We start from the raw sequence: 17503 nt of genomic DNA on the forward strand, positions 1-17503 counted from the left end.
ATGGAACCCAAGGTGCTCCCAATACCACAGCAGCAATCACAAGATGTGAATGATGCCAGCCTGGCGCAGCAAGCGGCACAGGGCGATAAAAGCGCCTTTGAAGCCCTGTACCAACGCCACCATAAACGGATCTACGCGCTGGCGCTGCGTCTTGGCGGCGAACCGAGTCTTGCCGATGAAATATTGCAGGAAAGCTTTGTTCGTCTGTGGCACAAGCTGCCGCAGTTTCGTGGTGAGAGCCAATTTGGCACCTGGTTTTACTCGCTGGCCCTGAATCAGGCACTAAGCACCCTCAAGCAACATCGCAGCTTTTGGGCCCGAATGGTGCCCGACTGGCAAATACAGGATGCACCAGAGCACAGTCAAAATGACGATGGTCTCCTGCTCGACCGCCTGATTGTCAGGCTGCCGGAGCGAGCCCGGCTGGTGTTTGTTCTATTTGCCGTGGAAGGTTTTTCCCACGAGGAAGTGGCCAGTTTGCTCGGTATATCCACCGGCACCAGCAAGGCACATTACCACAGGGCGCGGGAACTGATGAAGGAGATGCTGTCATGACCAGTGCTGCCGACAAACGCCTCGACAAGCTGATTGCCGATGCCCCCAAAGAGCTGACGCCAGCAGAATCCAACTGGGATGCAATTGCCGCAAGGCTCGACCGCCCGCAGCCAACAAAGGCAGGGGAAGACAGAAAAGAGAATAGGCCGGGAAGATTGCCCTGGTACGTAACAACTGCCGTTGCCGCGGCGCTGTTGCTAACTTTGGTACCGCAGCTCCCCATTCACAATACGCCCGAGGTGGATAACAGCCTGTGGCCGCTCATAGAAAGTATTGATCTCGCCCACCGTCAGGAAGTGGCCTCACTTGCTGAATCATCCAGCAACGCCTGGCAACAGGTGGGATATCAAGAGCCCGTGGAAGCGGGCTTAAAAGAGCTGCGGGAAGCGGCACGGCTTATTCTGAGTTCCCTCAAGGCCAATCCACAGGATAAACAACTTTGGCAGCTCTGGCTCTGGGTCCAGCGCCGCGAAATTGAACTTTTAACCCAGGGACAAAGGCTGCCAGCCGGCGCCACACAAGGAGATACCCTATGAAAACACTGTACTCACTGTCGCTGCTGTGCCTGCTCGCAAGCCCACTGTTTGCCGCCGAAAAAATCGATAAAAGCCTGGATGTTGGTTCCCAGGTGGTACTGGATATCAGGGTTCAGCGCGGCGAGGTGGAAATAAGCCCCTGGGATAAAAACACCATTCAGGTGCAGGGCACGCTCGATGAGCTCAGCGAAGGTCTGCTTTTTGAGAATCAGGGCAGCCGCATCCTGCTGGAAGACAAGATGCCTAAAAGTTATCAGGGCAATAAGAGTAATGGCTCAGAGCTTGTCATCAGGGTTCCCGCTAACCTTACGTTGGCCGGCGAGGGGGTATCTGCAGACTATCGGGTTGATGGGCTGCAAGGTGAGATAGGGCTCAGCACAGTATCGGGCGACATCAAGGCCAATGCACTTGGTGGCAAAGTCACGTTCAATACAGTGTCGGGCGAAGTGGATAGTGAGAAGCTTACCGGCACAGTCAATATTGAGACTGTATCCGGAAGAATCACAGACAAGCATTCCACCAACGATGAAGCCAGCTACAAGTCTGTCAGCGGTGATATTCATCTAAACAACCAGACGAAAAAAGTCCGTATCGAACAGGTCTCCGGTGATACCGAAGCAAGGCTACCCAACGCCCGAGCCGTGCAATATAACGCCGTTAGCGGTGATGCTGAACTAGCCTTGAAAGGCGATGTGAAGGTGTCGGGTGAATCGGTTAGCGGAGACTTGTCAGTCAAACTGCTTGGCGATGCCGATGTCCGTGTGGCGATTAACGGTGGCCCAAGCGGAAAAATTCATAACGGCCTGACCGATGACGCCCCCAAAAAGCCCAAGTACGGGCCCGGCAGCACTCTGGATATGGTGCTCGGCGGTGGTAAAGGAGTGATAGAACTCTCCACCCTCAGCGGTAAATTATCGGTGGAATAAGCGAAGCAACAATAAAAAGGGCCTTCATTGAAGGCCCTTTTTGATATGCAGGTTTATTTCACCGAGGCAATTTCGGCTTCGGTCAGATAACGCCACTCGCCTGGTGCAAGCTGGGGGTCAAGCTCGATGGCACCTACGGCCTCGCGATGCAGGCCAATCACTTTGTTGCCCACGGCGGCGAACATCCTTTTAACCTGATGATACTTACCCTCGGTTATGCTGAGCAGCGCCTCTGTGTCACTGAGGAGCTCCAGCTTGGCCGGTTTGGTCAGGCCATCTTCGCCGTTTAATTGCACCCCTTCGGCAAATTGCGCAATCAAATCGTCCGTGAGAGACTCTGCCAGTTGCACCCGATAGCGTTTGGCACAGTCCCGCTTTGGTGACGTCACCTTGTGCGACCACAGACCATCATCCGTAATGAGCACCAAGCCTGTAGTATCTGCATCGAGGCGCCCAGCAATGTGTAATTTGTCGGGGCGGGCTATGTCCAGCAGCGACAACACCGACGGATAATACTCATCCTGAGTCGAACAAATAGTATCAACCGGCTTGTGCAGCATCAGATAGCGAACACCCACGAGCGCCAGCACCTCGCCCTGAAAACAAACACGGGCGCCCTGTGGCACCTTGAATGCCGGGTCTTTCATAACAACGCCATCGCAGCTGACATCGCCGCTATTGATGGCTTTTTTGGCGAGCCCACGGCTGAGCGCTGTGGTTTCGGCGAGGTATTTATCCAGTCTCACAATATTCGGTCCTACCCTGTCAATGCGCCGTCATTATGCCCGGCAGACTACAAAAGGCAATGCTGACAGATTTGCTTACAACCCGTGCAAAAGTTATCCCGCCTTTCGCTTGTTTACATTCAGCCAAAAGCTTTAACATAACGCACGACCACAAGCACAGTAACCGCCTGTTTACCGGATAAAATACCCTTTTGTATTCACCGGAGGCGAAACAACCAAGGAAAAATAATGAGAAAAGTACTCATCGGGGGATTGTGTGCCTCGCTCATCATGGGTTTGACAGCCTGTAATCAGGAAAAAGCTGCCGAAACCAAGGCACCGGAAGTCGCCAAAACCGCAGCCGCTGAAGCCGTTGCAAAGGCGCTGGGCTCAGGTATTGAGTTTGCCAACTTCGACAAGAGTGTCCGCCCACAGGATGACTTCTTCGACTATGTAAATGGCACCTGGTACAAAAACACCGAAATCCCCGGTGACCGCACCAGTACTGGCGCCTTTTATGATCTGCGTGAAAAATCCCGTGATGACGTAAAAGCCATCATCGATGAGGTTGCTGCGACGCCAAACCTGAAAGAAGGCACAGACGAGCAGAAAGTGGCCGACCAGTATCGCGCCTTCATGGACGTTGAAACCCTCAATAAACTCGGTATTACGCCAATTCAACCAGAACTGGATGCCATTGCCGCCATCCAGACCAAAGATGACCTGGTGAAATTTTTTGCCCACAGCCAAATCATCGGCGGTGGCACCCCTATGGCCTTCTACATCGATGTGGATGCCAAGGACTCCAGCCGTTACGCCACTCACCTGTGGCAATACGGCCTGAGCCTGCCTGAAAAAGACTACTACTTCAACGAAGAAGAACGTTTCGTCAACATTCGCGAAGCCTTCAAGGCTCACATCGAAAAGATGTATGAACTGGCGGGCCTGAGCGGCGGTAAAGAAGCCGCTGAAACCGTGCTCAAGCTGGAAACTGCCATCGCCAATGCCCACTGGAATGTGGTTGACGTTCGCGACAGCACCAAGACTTACAACAAGTTCCAGGTAAGCGAGCTGGCGACTCTGGCACCGGACATCAATTGGCAGCTGTACCTCACCACACTGGGTGCAGACAAGCAGGGCGATATCATCATCAACCAGCCAAGCTTTATCGAAGGCCTGAATGCGCTGGTGAAAACAGAAGATCTGGCGACCTGGAAAACCTACCTGCAGTGGCAAACACTGACCCACGCCGCCGGTCAGCTGACCGAGGCTTTGGATCAGGAAAACTTCGAGTTTTTCTCCAAGACCCTGAACGGCCAGGCTGAACAACAGCCACGCTGGAAACGCGCCGTTGCCAGTGTGAACGGCATGCTGGGTGAAGTTGTGGGTAAAGTCTACGTGAAGCATCACTTTACTCCAGAAGCCAAGGCCCGCATGCAGGACCTGGTAGAAAACCTGCGTGGCGCCTATGGTAAGAGCATCGATGAACTGAGCTGGATGAGCCCTGACACCAAGGTAGCCGCCAAGGACAAACTGGCCAAGTTCAATCCCAAAATTGGTTACCCCAATAAGTGGGAAGACTACAGCAAGCTGACCATCAAGGCCGACGATCTGGTGGGCAACGCCAAACGTGCCGCCGCCTTGCAGCATGAGAAAGATTTGGCCAAGCTGGGCGCTCCTATCGATCGCGACGAGTGGCACATGACCCCACAAACCGTGAACGCCTACTACAACCCAACCATGAATGAAATTGTGTTCCCTGCGGCGATTCTTCAGCCTCCGTTCTTCAACATGGAAGCTGACGATGCCGTGAACTATGGTGGTATCGGCGCCGTGATTGGCCACGAAATGGGCCATGGTTTTGATGACCAGGGCGCCAAGTTTGATGGCGAAGGTAACCTGCGCGACTGGTGGACAGAGCAGGATTTGAAAGAATTCAGCGCCCGCGGTAAAGCGTTGATTGAGCAGTATAACGGCTATCAGGTGTTTGATGACCTGCATGTAAACGGTGAGCTGACTCTGGGTGAAAATATCGGTGACCTGTCCGGTGTAACCATTGCTTACAAGGCTTACAAGATGTCTTTGCACGGTAAGGAAGCACCTGTGATTGACGGCCTGACCGGTGATGAGCGTTTCTTTATCGGCTTCGCCCAAATCTGGCGCGCCAAGATGAAGGAAGAGGCACTGCGTAACCGCGTGGCCACCGACCCTCACTCACCTGCCAAGTTCCGCGCGCTGGGTGCTCTGTCCAACATGCCTGAGTTCTACAGCACTTATGGCGTGAAGGAAGGTGATGCCATGTATCTGGCTCCCGAAAAGCGTGTGAAAATCTGGTAAGTTCCATCGCGGGACAGCCATCAAAATTTTAGAAATAATGCGATAAATCAAGGGTACCTTCGGGTGCCCTTTTTTTTGTGCTATCCCATGGTTATACTCGCTCGGGTACGCCAAGGAGCACATAAAATGCATGAACTCATCGAACAACTACAAGAAATGAGCGAACAGGTTCCAGTCCCACTGGAACTGCCTTCATTTGACCAACTGCTGGACGTTGAAGAAGCAATTCTCATCCCCTTACCGGCTGATTTGAAAGAATATCTGCTTAATGCAAGCGATGTGATTGTTGGCAGCCTGGAGCCCGTGACAGTGGCCGACCCCCATAGTCATACATATTTGTCAGAAGTCGCAGCCTATGCCTGGTCAATCGGGCTGCCACGGGAGATGATCCCCATCTGTCAGAATGGCGATAACTTTTACTGTATCGATCAGGAAGGTCAGGTACACTACTGGGCCTTTGGCGACTTCACCGAAGACCAGTGGGATTCCTTCTGGGAATGGGCTGAAGACGTCTGGATAAACAGTTAATTACGGAAACAAACATGGCAAAAGAGATTGGCCTCAACGGCATCGAAATGCAGTATCTGAGGCTGTCACTGGGCCTCAATCCTGCACAGGTTGGCACTGTCACAGGCCACAGCGAAGACGACGTCATCGCGTGGGAGGCGGGCGCCGCTGAAGCGCCAGGCCTGGCACAAAAAAAATTGCTCGATATCGACGAAGTCATTGAGATGCAGCTGCTCAATACCACAGACGGTATTGAAGCCATGTTCAAAAAAGAGCCAAAACGCCGTTTAGCCTTTGTGGTTTACCCCACTCAAGCGGTTTACGCCCAGTACAACCCCGAGTTTTTAAGCTCTTTGCCACTGACGGAGCTTTACAACACGTCGGCTTGGCGAATCAAAAAGGAATGCCAGCTGGTACTGGAAGTGGAAGTGACTCTGGTACCTTTGGATGTGGAGAGCTACAAGGCCTTCCGGGAGCAAAATGGCCTGGGAGAAAGCCGCGAAAGCCGCGCCAAATGGGCTGCTGCCCAGCTGAAATAACACGCTTCAATCAACTCATCTGCCAAAACCAATAGGCATTTGGGACTATGAGCCAAATATGATGAGCCATAAAAAAACGGCATCCTGTGGATGCCGTTTTTGTTCATCTGCTTCAAGCTATCAGAAGTTGATATTCAGCTTGATGTAGGCATAACGTCCCATTGGGTTATGAGTCGCCATCACGTAGCCATAGAGATCGCCATCGCCATCACCAATGGCAAATGGAGGCTCTTCATCCAGCACGTTATTCATACCAATAGTCCACTTCAAAGTTTCACTGAAGCGATAGGACGCTGACATATCCACCAACAGCTGGGCGTCTACGTTGCGGGTTTCATTATAGTCAGCAAATTCACCTATGTAGCTAAGGTTGAGGTTGACTGACAAATCATCTTTGGTCCAATTAGTAGTACCTAACCAACGGTGCTCTGGGAAACGATACTTTCCGGTCCAGTCTTTATCACCTTTCTCAAAGTCCATCAGATAGCTGTATTCCAGCCCAAACTTTACGTCACCATAACCATCGGTAGCCAAAGTATAGTGACTGGACACGTCGATACCTTGCACTTCCTGAGAGCTGATATTCACAAAGCTGGACAAGATCTTGTCAATCGTTCCCAACGAGTCAGCGCCAACCGGAGCCAATCGCTGACAAATAGGACTGTTCTGAGAGCCGCAATTGGCGTCATACACATCTTGAGGCTCAAGCTTGTCGATCTTATTGTCCTGCGTGATGTTGTACCAGTCCAAGCTCAGATCAAATGACTGATTCGGGGCGTAAATCATACCCACGTTCCAACTTTCAGACTCTTCAGCCTCCAGCTCTTTGTTCCCTGAGAACAGGAAGTTTTGGTCCAAATTCTCACACTCGGATGCATCTAAACCATTTGCCTGGCAGAAGTAGTAATCATCCAGGAACAAACTTTCCTGTGAAGGGCCCAGGCCAATCTGTGCCAGGGATGGTGCGCGGAAGCCGGTAGCCCAGGAACCACGGGCGGTGATTTCGTCAGTGATACCCCATTGGAAAGCCACCTTTGGATTGGTGGTGGTGCCAAAATCGCTGTAATTGTCGTACCGACCTGCCAGCTGCAGTTCAAAGTTATCAGTAACCGGAATAGAGAACTCGACGTAGGCAGCCCATTGGTCACGCTCGGCGTTTGCAGAAACAGCCTCGGTACCGAAAATCAGCCCACGCTGGAACTGCTCATCGGGCACGTCGCTTACGTCTTCTTCACGATATTCAACGCCCGCAGCCATCATCACATCACGTTCGGCCAGGGTGAACGCCTGACCGGTAATGCTGGCATTGTAAGCCGTCATGTGGGAGACGCCCTGACGCACCAGACTGGTGGTGATAGCATCGATAACGTCGGGTGAGTTGACGGCAGCTCCAAATGGATTGTAACGGCCAGCATCAATCTCACGCTGCAAGTAATCCACACGAACCCAACCTTGACTACGGTCACCGGTCTGAGTCTGTTCCTGACGTCCCTTTTGTGCAGCAACTTCCCAATCCCACTCATTCAGGGTGCCACGCAAGCCAGCAACCAGTCTCATCGAGTCCGATTCAATATCCCAACGGCGTGCACCAGCGTCCACCGGACGATAACGACCAATCAGAATGTCTTTACCCCATGGGTTATCGGGGTGGGTACCAGGCACAGTCAAGCCTGCGGATTCATCGAGTGGAGTTGCCGCACCGCCGGCTTCGGAAGTGTTGTGCTGCACAGCGAATTCCAGAAAAGCAGTCACATCATTATCGAAGAAATACTCGAATTGACCTATGGCACCTACACGCTCAGCGGCAGGGATGGTGAGGTTATAAGGACCGTAGTCGAACAAACAACTGCCACTACCCGTGAGGCGATCGGCAGGACAATCGGGGTCCGGAGTTTTCACGCCATCGACATAGAAATAACCAGGGTAACCACGGGAGGAACGGTTGTCATCGCCGCCATAGGGCTCTTGGTTCGCGGTACCGAAACGGCCCATTTCATCGGCGCTGAGGGTAGAGTTCTTAAAGTAGTCGAGAATGATAGAGGCAGTGCCTTTATCACCCTTGGTACCCCAAACCAGGTTCGCCGTTTTTTCGTCATAATGGGGGCCTGTAGCGCCACCATAACCGAGGTTGACTTCGATGCCTTCGATATCCTTCTTCAGAACAATGTTCACTACACCGGCAATGGCGTCGGAGCCGTAAATTGCAGAGGCGCCGTCTTTCAGAATATCGATGCGCTCAATGGCCGAAACCGGGATGTTGTTAATGTCAACGAAGGAGTTGCTCACGCCTTCGGCAAATGAGCTGATGGCTACGCGGCGACCGTTAATGAGTACCAGGGTCGCATCCGGACCAAGGCCCCTGAGGCTGATAGAGGCAGAGCCGTTAGCGGTAGAATCCTGACTGTTACCCCGGGTAGAAAAAGCACCGGCGCCGTTGGCAGGCATTTTCTCGAGTAATTGTTGCAGGTTATCAAAACCCATATTGGCAATGTCGTCTTTGCCAATGGATTGGATGGGTGATGGGCCTTCTATGTCAGTTCGCTTGATGCGAGAGCCTGTGACTTCCAGACGCTCAACTTTTGCACCATCTTCTGCGGCGACAGCAACAGAAGGCAGCGCCAAGGCAACGGCTAACGCACAACTGCTCAGAATCCATTTTTGAGCTTTCATAATCATTCCCCAGCAATTTGGATAGTTGTTATTTTTCGATAGCGACAGCAGACTGCCACCGATAGTGAGATCATCCACCAAGCTATCCAATTTGTTAATTATGTCAACCACACAGAAACACATTAATAACAACTTATTGCGCTGCCAGCACCTTTCTGGACGCAACAATTGAGGAATTAATTCGCAATGAATACTAACAAGGGATTGTTTAAATTAATTTTTTCACTTTCATGTCTGTTGTTTTTTTCTGCCGCACAAGCAACGAAACTGACGGAGCTCAAGAGCGCACTGAATGCACAGATTTCACCCAATTTTCAAGGCGTCATCTGGGTTCAACATCAGGATAAACAGTTGTTTGTTAAAACGGCGGGCGAAGGCATCACGAAAGATAGCCTGTTCATATTGGGCTCTATTTCCAAGCCTGTGTTCAGCAGCTTTTATCTGAGCCGGCATCATGCGGCCCTGTTTTCACCGCTGGCCACATCGCTAAAGCCCAACTTCTACCCCGCGGAACAAAGCCTTACCCCGGCTATGTTGCTCAGCCACACCTCGGGCATCAACAGACCGTTTACCGGCATGACATCAAATGGACCCGGACAATTCGAATACAGCAACGGCAACTATCAATTTTTGGCAAATAACCTTAATCCCGGCGACAGTGCAGCTTGGATGTCTGACTTGAATCAGTTCCTTCAAAGCAACGGATTGGATATTCAAGCCGCTGCGGGCGAGACCAAGACTCTCCGGCAAACTTATCCTCGCCTGGTTCAGGGCTTTGATGAGCAAGCCAACCAACGTGAAGCCGTTGAATCAACTATAACGACCGCCAGCGCCGCGTCTGGTACCCTGATAGGCTCAGCCAGGGGCGTTGCCGATTTTCAGCAAAAGCTTCACACTGGCCAATTGCTGGCGGATAGCGCCTATCAGAACATGATTACTCCCGTGGCTTTACGACAACATCGCTGGGGAACGCTTGAATATGGTCTTGGGCTCCAAATCGCACAGTCGCCGCAGGAGTACAGCCATAGCGGCTACATTCCTGGCTTTATGAGTTTGATGCTCTACTACCCCGAAACGCAGTTGCAGCTGGTGTTGCTGCAGAATGTCTCAGGTGACCTCAGCAATCCCGAGGCGGTCTTTGCCTTCCAGGATGAGCTTCGCGCCCTGATGCGCCGTTATGCCAGCTTCTCACTGCATGCAAACGCAGACAGCATTAGCCCACAGCAGACCCCTTAGGTATAATTGCCCCAGCCCGGCAATAGCCTTTCAATGGATGCCCATGACAAACAACGATATTCTGCGCCGCCTGCGCTTTGCCCTGAATCTGAGTGACAGCAAGGTTGTCGCTCTCTTCGCCCTGGTCCATCAACCGATAACCGAAGATGCCCTGCTCGCCATGCTGAAAAAGGAAGATGAACCCGGTTTTCGTCCCTGCACCGACAAGGAACTCTGCCAGTTCCTGGATGGTTTGGTTATTGAGCGCCGCGGACTGAGACCAGGTGACGGTGTGCCTGCGCCGATGCCACTGGATAATAATCTGGTATTCAAAAAGATCCGCATTGCACTGGAGCTGAAGGAAGATGACATCCTGGCCATGCTAACCAAGGCCGGATTCGCTCTCTCCAAGTCGGAACTGGGCGCCATTTTCAGAAACCCGGACCACCGCCATTATCGTCCCTGTGGCAATCAGTTGTTGCGCAACTTTTTGAAGGGCCTGTCCATCAGCCTCCGCGGTCGCTGATCTGTCAGATAGCATGCTGTGATGCCCAAAAAACGCAGCGTCAGAGGCCAAAAAGCCATCGTCAATCGATGGCTTTTTTGTTTGAGTTAAACAGCGGGCAAGCATTCACAAGCCCCAAAGTGAATTAATTTAACTTTTTCAACACATTCACACCGGCGTTTAAAACATGCATTCATGAAAAAATGCGAAAATTCCCCTGCACTCAAAGCTACAAAGATCACATTTCGTGATAATCTTCTTGCTATTGACAGCACATTTCATGCCCAGAAAGCACACACCCAAAAAGCATACAAAAGGTAGCCCATGGACGATAACAAACGCCCGCTCTATTTGCCGTTCGCCGGTCCAGCCATTCTTGAAGCACCGCTCATTAACAAAGGCAGCGCCTTTACCGAAGAAGAGCGGATATTCTTCAACCTTGAAGGCCTGTTACCTTACGCGATTGAAACCATCGAAGAGCAGGCATCAAGGGCCTACGATCAGTTCCGCAGTTTCAACAATGATTTGGATAAGCACATCTACCTGCGCAACATTCAGGACACCAACGAAACCCTGTTTTACCGCCTGGTGCAAAACAACATTGCCGAGATGATGCCCATCATCTACACCCCCACGGTGGGCCTGGCCTGTGAGCGGTTCTCCAAAAACTATCGCCGCAACCGCGGACTGTTTATCTCCTATCCCAACAAGGACAGGATTGACGACATCCTCAATAACTCCACCCGCCACAAGGTGAAAATCATCGTTGTGACGGACGGCGAGCGGATTCTGGGTCTGGGCGATCAGGGGATTGGCGGCATGGGCATCCCAATTGGAAAGCTGTCACTGTACACCAGCTGCGGTGGTATCAGCCCGGCCTATACCCTGCCTATCACCCTGGATGTGGGCACTGACAATCCGCACCTGCTCGAAGACCCCATGTACATGGGCTGGCGCCATCCCCGCATTGGTGGCGAAGAGTACAGCGAGTTTATTGAAGCCTTTATGGAAGCCGTACACCGCCGCTGGCCTGATGTGCTGATTCAGTTTGAAGACTTTGCCCAGAAGAATGCCATGCCAATTCTGGAGCGCTACAAGGACAGATACTGCTGTTTTAACGACGATATTCAAGGTACGGCTGCGGTGACCGTTGGCTCCTTATTGGCCGCCTGCCAGGCCGCTGGAACCAAGCTCAGTGATCAGCGCATCACCTTCCTGGGTGCAGGCAGCGCCGGTTGCGGTATTGCTGAAGCAATTGTGGCGCAAATGGTATCTGAAGGCATCAGCGATGATCAGGCCCGCAGCCAGGTGTTTATGGTTGACCGCTGGGGTCTGCTGCTGGACAACATGCCTAACCTGCTGCCATTCCAGCAAAAACTGGCACAGAAAATTGATAACATTAACCACTGGGATGACTTCAGCGACAATGTCTCACTGCTGAACGTCGTGAACAATGCCAAGCCGACGGTACTTATCGGCGTGTCAGGCGCCCCTGGCCTCTTTACTGAAGAGATCATCCGCGCCATGCACAGCCACTGCGCCCGTCCAATCGTATTCCCGCTGTCCAACCCCACCAGCAGGGTTGAGGCGACACCGAAAGATATACTCCACTGGACCAGCGGTCAGGCGTTGGTAGCAACCGGTAGCCCGTTCGAGCCCGTGGTAGTGGACGACGTGACTTACGATATCGCCCAGTGCAACAACAGCTACATCTTCCCCGGCATTGGTCTTGGGGTGCTGGCGTGCGGAGCCAACCGGGTATCAAACGAGATGCTCATGGCCTCCAGCCGCGCGCTTGCGGAGTGTTCTCCATTGGCAAAAGACGGCTCAGGACCTCTGCTGCCACCGCTGGAAGAAATTCACGATGTAAGCAAACACATCGCCTTTGCCGTTGCCAAGGTGGCCATTGAACAGGGACATGCGCTGGATACCACTGATGAGCTGCTGATGCAGTCCATCGAGGCCAACTTCTGGTATCCCGAGTACCGCCGTTACAAACGGACCTCGTTCTAACAAAAAAGCCCGGCATAGCCGGGCTTTTTTATGGGGTAAGCTTCATGGCTCATAAAGCCATCGCATCAAATGCCCATCACCTCGCGCATGCTGTTGTACATGCTTCTGTCAGTGCGGGCTTTTTTCAGCTTTTTCACGCTTTCCTTCAGCGCTGCTTCAGCAACCCGCACATAGAGCCCACTGTATTCCTGTTCTGCGATGGCTTCGTCTGTGTCCTGAAGCTCAGAAATATCCCTGGCAACGATGCTGAGTTGGATCCACGCATTGGCCAAATAAAACCCGTGGAAGACACAACGTTCAAATAATGAGGATGCACTGTCCGGCAGCTGGTCCCAGGCACGGGTAAATCGTCCGTCTCTGTCAGCCAAGAGTTCGTCGCACAGGCTGCGATAGGCAGTAAGCAGCGACTCGGGGAGCCTGTCGAGTGCGATAACACGACCAGCAACCTTGTCGGCAACTTGTTGAGCCAATGCACGGTAATTTGCGTCAATCTCGCTCATGATACACCTGAAATTTCTATGAAGCTTCCGTAAGACCACCCCAAAGGATGTGCTGTACAGTGCTGAATTTATCAATTTGGCGTCTTATACACATTCTGCAAAGCAATTGCAAAAGTGCGTGGCAGGCTCTGGATTTTATGCTGGTTTTCACGCTGCACAATAAGAAAAACTGGGAAACTCCACGACATACGGTTATGATTTGCACATAACAAAAAGTAACAAATCGGCAACAGATTTAGATGAAATTTGATTTTCCAAAGTCCATTCTTTGGGCCATTTTTTTACTTATCCTCTGGCTGCCCGCGCATGCCGGTGATTTGACGCTGGACGAGATAGACAGGCTGTTCAGCCAACTGGAAAGCGATCCATCTCAGTTTGATTCCATTCCCGAGCAGGTTGAACTGCTGAAACAAAATATTGTTGCCGACGATATTCCTCGCACACTGCGCCTTAAACGAACGCTCTGTTGGTCAACTGACCTGACTCAGGAGAATGCCCTGGAGCATGGGCTGACTTATGCCAACGAACAACTGGCACTGCCGATGGTTCAGGCGGATATCCCAACTCAAGCCGATTTGATGCTCTGCCGGGGCTGGTTATTACAGCAGAAAGGCGTTATGGCCGACGCCATGAGTGATTACAATCGCTCGGTTTCTCTTGCCTATCAATCGGAAGAGCCCCGTCTGATTGCAGATAGCCGCAGTCTCAGGGGAGCCCTGCTTTCCTATCAGGGCAACTTTGCCGATGCGCTGGAAGACCTGATTACGTCCCAACATCTTTATGAGAGCCTCAATTTAACCTACTGGGCCAGATACAATCTCCTTGAGCTTGCCACCAGTTATCGCCGTTTCGGCGACCCGGACACGGCTATTCGGTATTACGAAGACCTCTTGCAAAAGTACACTGAAGCCAAAGACACGTTTGCCATGGTAGGCGTCAAGGCCGAAATGGCCATGGCGTATGAAACGCTGGAGGATTTCGAGAAAGCGCTCGTCTACTACAAAGATGTATTGGCTGGCTGGCTGGCGCAAAAAGACGAGATCAGTGTGGCCGCCACCCGGGTAAATATGAGTGGCACCCTCATAAAACTCGGCAGACTTAAAGAGGCAAAGGCTGAGTTGGAACTGGCCTTTCCCGAATTAAAACCCGAGCACGTAGGGGTTTACGCATTCGAGCATCTGTTTATGGCGCAAATACTGCTCGCAGAGGGTAAACCGCTGGATGCGCTGCCGCTGCTGGAAGTTGGCGAAGAAAGCTTTCGCAATGCGCAAAACAGCCGTGGATTAGCCGAGCTCTATGCCACCAAAAGCCAGGTCTACGCGGCATTGGAAGATTGGGCCAACGCCTTTTATACCCTTGAGATACAAAACGCACTCCATACTCAACTGGACAACCAGTTGCAGTCACAACGCACCACAGAGATGCGAACCCGATTCGATACCGACAGAATTGAAAATGAAAACCGCCAGCTGGTTGCTTATCAACGCTTGCGGGAAAAAGAAATGGCCATACTGCAGGAAAATAAATTTCTGCAATTCGTCATTATCGTTATGGGCATCATCATCCTCAGCATTGTGTCTATTTTTGCTTACAAGCAGGCACAGCGCTCTAAACTGATGGAACGGCTCGCCCTCACCGATCACCTGACACAACTTGCCAATCGTCGGCACACCTACCATGAAGGCGAGATCATGTTCCGAAGCGCAAGACCTGGCAGTCCGTTGTCTGTCATCTTGTTTGATGCCGACCATTTCAAAAAAATCAATGACCACTTCGGTCATGATGTTGGTGATAAAGTCTTGATTGCCATGGCTCAAAGTAGCGCTGGGCAAATGCGTAGAGGCGATTTGGTTGGCCGCATTGGCGGTGAAGAGTTTCTGGCGTTACTGCCACACACCACTTTGGAACAGGCGGTTGAAATTGCTGAGCGCCTGCGGTTAACCATAGAAACGACGGATTTGTCAGAGGTCGCCCCTGGCCTTGGCATGAGCATCAGCGCGGGGGTCGCCACCCTGGATAGCAGCAGAGATAAAAACTTTTCCAGCTTCCTGAACCGGGCAGATCACGCGCTTTATCGTGCCAAACACAATGGTCGTAACCGGGTGGAAAAAGACGATTAATCTTCTGGCTTCAAATGCCAGAGAATGTGGCTGGACGTATTTTCCGCGGACATGTTAAACCACTTCTCGTACAGCCTCACAAAATCCCCTTCTTCCTGAAAGTCACTGAGCGCCTGATGCCATTTCTGTACTGTCGCGGCAGGCGTGCCCCGTGAAAACGCGAGATAAAGCTCGACCCGCTCCAATTCAAATAGCGGGCTAATGGCAAGCTCATTAGTACCTGCCTGGCTCAGTAGCATACTGACAGCCAAATCAGCCTGACACCAATAGCGCACCCGTCCTGCCAGCAACTGCCTCAGCGACTGCAGCGGATAGCTGGATACCTCGACGTTTTTTACCCCGTGTGTATTGAGGATGCGCTGCGAAGGCGATCCCCGATATACCCCCAAACTGCCAAGCTGTGACACCGCATCCAGACTGGCGGGTATTTCGGTATCTGTCGCCAACTTGTAAACCATAATTCTCGCTGTGGCGATGGGACCGACAAAATCAAACTGGCTACGTCTCGAATCTCTAACTGCGGTGGAAAAAAGCAAGACGTTGGGAAGCTGGGAGGCAACACTATAGGCTCTGGCCCAGGGCAGGACTTCTATGCTTGCATCTTCGCCTACACGGGACTTTAACTGCTCCACCAACTCCACTGCATAACCCGTGGCTTTATCGCCTTCAAGATAACTTAACGGAGGCAAGGGCTCGGTCAGCAGTCGCAACCGGCTCGGTGCAGAGGGCTCTGTCACTTCCCCTTCTGCGGCCAATGAAACACACAGCAGGGAAGCAAGCAGCCACATGCATTTATAGCCCAATCGATGCATCCCTTATCCTTAACACCATTCTGTTTAATTCCAGCATAGCGGCCAAAATGCCCACAGACCAGCAAAGCTTTGCCTGACGCTGAGAGCAAAAACTGCTACTATCCGCCCGAGATTGACCAGCGGTTTACGCGAATGACTTCGACTCCATCCCATGCCCAACTCAATGACCTTGCCCGGCAAATCAAAGCCTGGGGCAAAGCGCTTGGCTTTGCTGAACTTGGGATAACAGATACCGACTTATCGGCACAGGAGCCCAGACTCCTCGAGTGGCTCACCCAGGGCTACCACGGTGAGATGGCCTACATGGAATCCCATGGGCTGATGCGTGCCCGTCCGCAGGAACTGCACCCCGGCACCATCAGAGTGATTGCCGCGCGCATGGATTACCTGCCCGAGAACGCAGGCTTTGCCACTAACCTGCGCGACCCTAACCTGGGTTATATTTCCCGTTACGCCGGTGGCCGTGATTATCACAAGCTGATACGCAACCGACTGAAAAAACTTGGCGAGCAAATCGACTCCTGGCTCATTGAACGGGGCTATGCACCGGCAAACTTTCGCCCCTTTGTCGACTCGGCTCCTATCCTTGAGCGACCTCTGGCTGAAAAAGCGGGCCTTGGCTGGACCGGTAAGCACTCGCTGATTCTCAATCATCAGGCGGGCAGCTGGTTCTTTTTGGGCGAGCTGCTGGTGAACCTGCCACTGCCCATCGATATTCCCATCGCCGAAGATTGCAACACCTGTGTCGCCTGCATCAAAAGTTGCCCAACCGACGCCATAGTCGCGCCCTATGTGGTGGATGGCCGGCGATGCATCTCTTATCTCACTATTGAGCTGCAGGGCGCCATTCCAGAAGAATTCCGCCCTTTGATGGGTAATCGCATCTACGGCTGTGATGACTGCCAACTTGCCTGCCCTGTCAACAGTGGCTCACCGCTCTCCAATGAAGCGGACTTTCAAACCCGGCAGCCACTCAAGTTACCAGCATTGCTTAGCCTGTTTGCCTGGGATGAAGCCACCTTTTTGCGACAGACAGAAGGCAGCGCCATCCGCCGTATTGGCCATAAAAGGTGGCTGAGAAACATTGCCGTGGCGCTGGGCAATGCCCCCGCAAGCGGTGATATCCTAAGCGCTCTGAACGCCAGGCTCAGAGATAAAGAAGTGGATGAAATGGTGGCAGAGCACATCCACTGGGCCATCAAGCGTCAGCAAAGCGTCCTTTCAAAAGACAGCCGCAAGACGGCGCGACTGGTACGCGCCATCGAAAAAGGTATGCCCAGAGACGCCTAAGGTGTATCCAGGGTAAAACCGATTTTCACTGTCACCTGCCAGTGGGCTATCACGCCCGCTTCGAGGTGACCGCGGGTTTCAACCACTTCAAACCAACGCAAATGATGCAGTGACTGCGCCGCCGCAGCCACCGCATTACGAATGGCATCATCGCTGCTGAGGGTAGAGGAACCTGTGACTTCAATTATCTTGTAGACATGATTCATGGCAAGCCTCCTTAAGACGGGATGCAGCCTTAGACAGCCACCCCGAT

At 52.3% G+C, this 17503-nt stretch carries 16 protein-coding genes; 11 read left to right on the forward strand and 5 right to left on the reverse strand.

Going from position 1 to position 17503, the window contains the following annotated elements:
• From SAMA_RS13685 to SAMA_RS13695, 3 genes are read left to right on the forward strand one after another with little or no spacing between them, the layout of a single operon-like run.
• The gene (locus SAMA_RS13685; protein ID WP_011760719.1) at positions 1-555 is read left to right on the forward strand and encodes an RNA polymerase sigma factor; all 555 of its coding nucleotides are present in this window, start codon (positions 1-3) and stop codon (positions 553-555) included.
• Positions 552-1091: a hypothetical protein gene (locus tag SAMA_RS13690; protein ID WP_011760720.1), complete on the forward strand. Its 540-nt coding sequence runs from the start codon at positions 552-554 to the stop codon at positions 1089-1091. The genes SAMA_RS13685 and SAMA_RS13690 overlap by 4 nt, the downstream gene beginning before the upstream one ends.
• Positions 1088-2017 (forward strand): DUF4097 family beta strand repeat-containing protein, encoded by a 930-nt coding sequence (locus tag SAMA_RS13695; RefSeq protein WP_011760721.1) that lies wholly within the window; start codon positions 1088-1090, stop codon positions 2015-2017. The genes SAMA_RS13690 and SAMA_RS13695 overlap by 4 nt, the downstream gene beginning before the upstream one ends.
• A 53-nt stretch (positions 2018-2070) precedes the next feature.
• On the opposite strand, the gene rsuA is transcribed toward SAMA_RS13695, so the two are convergent.
• Positions 2071-2763: a 16S rRNA pseudouridine(516) synthase RsuA gene (rsuA, locus tag SAMA_RS13700; protein ID WP_011760722.1), complete on the reverse strand. Its 693-nt coding sequence runs from the start codon at positions 2761-2763 to the stop codon at positions 2071-2073.
• Positions 2764-2991: 228 nt separating this feature from the next.
• Here rsuA and SAMA_RS13705 point away from each other — a divergent pair, with 228 nt between their 5' ends.
• The 3 genes from SAMA_RS13705 (at position 2992) to SAMA_RS13715 (ending at position 6125) form a co-directional block, all read left to right on the forward strand.
• A complete protein-coding gene (locus SAMA_RS13705; RefSeq protein WP_011760723.1) occupies positions 2992-5079 on the forward strand; it encodes a M13 family metallopeptidase in 2088 nt (695 codons plus the stop codon).
• Positions 5080-5205: 126 nt separating this feature from the next.
• Positions 5206-5607 (forward strand): SMI1/KNR4 family protein, encoded by a 402-nt coding sequence (locus SAMA_RS13710; RefSeq protein ID WP_011760724.1) that lies wholly within the window; start codon positions 5206-5208, stop codon positions 5605-5607.
• 14 nt (positions 5608-5621) lie between these two features.
• The gene (locus tag SAMA_RS13715; RefSeq protein ID WP_011760725.1) at positions 5622-6125 is read left to right on the forward strand and encodes a DUF4447 family protein; all 504 of its coding nucleotides are present in this window, start codon (positions 5622-5624) and stop codon (positions 6123-6125) included.
• A 120-nt stretch (positions 6126-6245) separates the two neighbouring features.
• On the opposite strand, the gene SAMA_RS13720 is transcribed toward SAMA_RS13715, so the two are convergent.
• Positions 6246-8795, reverse strand: coding sequence for a TonB-dependent receptor plug domain-containing protein (locus tag SAMA_RS13720; protein ID WP_011760726.1), 2550 nt, complete (start codon positions 8793-8795; stop codon positions 6246-6248).
• A 186-nt stretch (positions 8796-8981) separates the two neighbouring features.
• Between SAMA_RS13720 and SAMA_RS13725 the strand changes: the two genes are divergently transcribed.
• The 3 genes from SAMA_RS13725 (at position 8982) to SAMA_RS13735 (ending at position 12528) form a co-directional block, all read left to right on the forward strand.
• Positions 8982-10031, forward strand: a complete 1050-nt coding sequence (locus SAMA_RS13725) for a serine hydrolase domain-containing protein (protein WP_011760727.1) — start codon at positions 8982-8984, stop codon at positions 10029-10031.
• 37 nt (positions 10032-10068) lie between these two features.
• Positions 10069-10536: a YehS family protein gene (locus SAMA_RS13730; protein WP_011760728.1), complete on the forward strand. Its 468-nt coding sequence runs from the start codon at positions 10069-10071 to the stop codon at positions 10534-10536.
• A gap of 303 nt (positions 10537-10839) precedes the next feature.
• The gene (locus SAMA_RS13735) at positions 10840-12528 is read left to right on the forward strand and encodes an NAD-dependent malic enzyme (protein ID WP_011760729.1); all 1689 of its coding nucleotides are present in this window, start codon (positions 10840-10842) and stop codon (positions 12526-12528) included.
• A 65-nt stretch (positions 12529-12593) separates the two neighbouring features.
• Here the strand turns inward: SAMA_RS13735 and SAMA_RS13740 are convergent, their stop codons facing one another.
• A complete protein-coding gene (locus tag SAMA_RS13740; protein ID WP_011760730.1) occupies positions 12594-13028 on the reverse strand; it encodes a DUF3069 domain-containing protein in 435 nt (144 codons plus the stop codon).
• A 239-nt stretch (positions 13029-13267) separates the two neighbouring features.
• Between SAMA_RS13740 and SAMA_RS13745 the strand changes: the two genes are divergently transcribed.
• Positions 13268-15148, forward strand: a complete 1881-nt coding sequence (locus SAMA_RS13745; protein WP_011760731.1) for a tetratricopeptide repeat-containing diguanylate cyclase — start codon at positions 13268-13270, stop codon at positions 15146-15148.
• Here the strand turns inward: SAMA_RS13745 and SAMA_RS13750 are convergent.
• Positions 15145-15936 carry a substrate-binding periplasmic protein gene (locus SAMA_RS13750; protein ID WP_083766419.1) on the reverse strand — a complete coding sequence of 264 codons (792 nt, stop codon included), beginning with the start codon at positions 15934-15936 and terminating at the stop codon, positions 15145-15147. The genes SAMA_RS13745 and SAMA_RS13750 overlap by 4 nt on opposite strands.
• A 156-nt stretch (positions 15937-16092) precedes the next feature.
• Here SAMA_RS13750 and queG point away from each other — a divergent pair, with 156 nt between their 5' ends.
• On the forward strand, positions 16093-17250 hold the full coding sequence (gene queG, locus SAMA_RS13755; RefSeq protein WP_011760733.1) for a tRNA epoxyqueuosine(34) reductase QueG: 1158 nt from the start codon (positions 16093-16095) through the stop codon (positions 17248-17250).
• On the opposite strand, the gene SAMA_RS13760 is transcribed toward queG, so the two are convergent.
• Positions 17247-17456 (reverse strand): dodecin, encoded by a 210-nt coding sequence (locus tag SAMA_RS13760; protein WP_011760734.1) that lies wholly within the window; start codon positions 17454-17456, stop codon positions 17247-17249. The two genes, queG and SAMA_RS13760, sit on opposite strands and share 4 nt — an antisense overlap.
• Positions 17457-17503 lie beyond the last annotated feature (47 nt).

The sequence above is a fragment of the Shewanella amazonensis SB2B genome, from assembly GCF_000015245.1.
GTDB classification, from domain to species: Bacteria; Pseudomonadota; Gammaproteobacteria; order Enterobacterales; family Shewanellaceae; genus Shewanella; species Shewanella amazonensis.

Coding starts and splice junctions, on each gene's coding strand:
- SAMA_RS13705 (WP_011760723.1), top strand. CDS start 2,992: ATGAGAAAAGTACTCATCGGGGGATTGTGTGCCTCGCTCATCATGGGT.
- queG (WP_011760733.1), top strand. CDS start 16,093: ATGACTTCGACTCCATCCCATGCCCAACTCAATGACCTTGCCCGGCAA.
- SAMA_RS13725 (WP_011760727.1), top strand. CDS start 8,982: ATGAATACTAACAAGGGATTGTTTAAATTAATTTTTTCACTTTCATGT.
- SAMA_RS13715 (WP_011760725.1), top strand. CDS start 5,622: ATGGCAAAAGAGATTGGCCTCAACGGCATCGAAATGCAGTATCTGAGG.
- SAMA_RS13750 (WP_083766419.1), bottom strand. CDS start 15,936: ATGTGGCTGCTTGCTTCCCTGCTGTGTGTTTCATTGGCCGCAGAAGGG.
- SAMA_RS13735 (WP_011760729.1), top strand. CDS start 10,840: ATGGACGATAACAAACGCCCGCTCTATTTGCCGTTCGCCGGTCCAGCC.
- SAMA_RS13760 (WP_011760734.1), bottom strand. CDS start 17,456: ATGAATCATGTCTACAAGATAATTGAAGTCACAGGTTCCTCTACCCTC.
- SAMA_RS13710 (WP_011760724.1), top strand. CDS start 5,206: ATGCATGAACTCATCGAACAACTACAAGAAATGAGCGAACAGGTTCCA.
- SAMA_RS13740 (WP_011760730.1), bottom strand. CDS start 13,028: ATGAGCGAGATTGACGCAAATTACCGTGCATTGGCTCAACAAGTTGCC.
- SAMA_RS13685 (WP_011760719.1), top strand. CDS start 1: ATGGAACCCAAGGTGCTCCCAATACCACAGCAGCAATCACAAGATGTG.
- SAMA_RS13690 (WP_011760720.1), top strand. CDS start 552: ATGACCAGTGCTGCCGACAAACGCCTCGACAAGCTGATTGCCGATGCC.
- SAMA_RS13720 (WP_011760726.1), bottom strand. CDS start 8,795: ATGAAAGCTCAAAAATGGATTCTGAGCAGTTGTGCGTTAGCCGTTGCC.
- SAMA_RS13745 (WP_011760731.1), top strand. CDS start 13,268: ATGAAATTTGATTTTCCAAAGTCCATTCTTTGGGCCATTTTTTTACTT.
- SAMA_RS13730 (WP_011760728.1), top strand. CDS start 10,069: ATGCCCATGACAAACAACGATATTCTGCGCCGCCTGCGCTTTGCCCTG.
- SAMA_RS13695 (WP_011760721.1), top strand. CDS start 1,088: ATGAAAACACTGTACTCACTGTCGCTGCTGTGCCTGCTCGCAAGCCCA.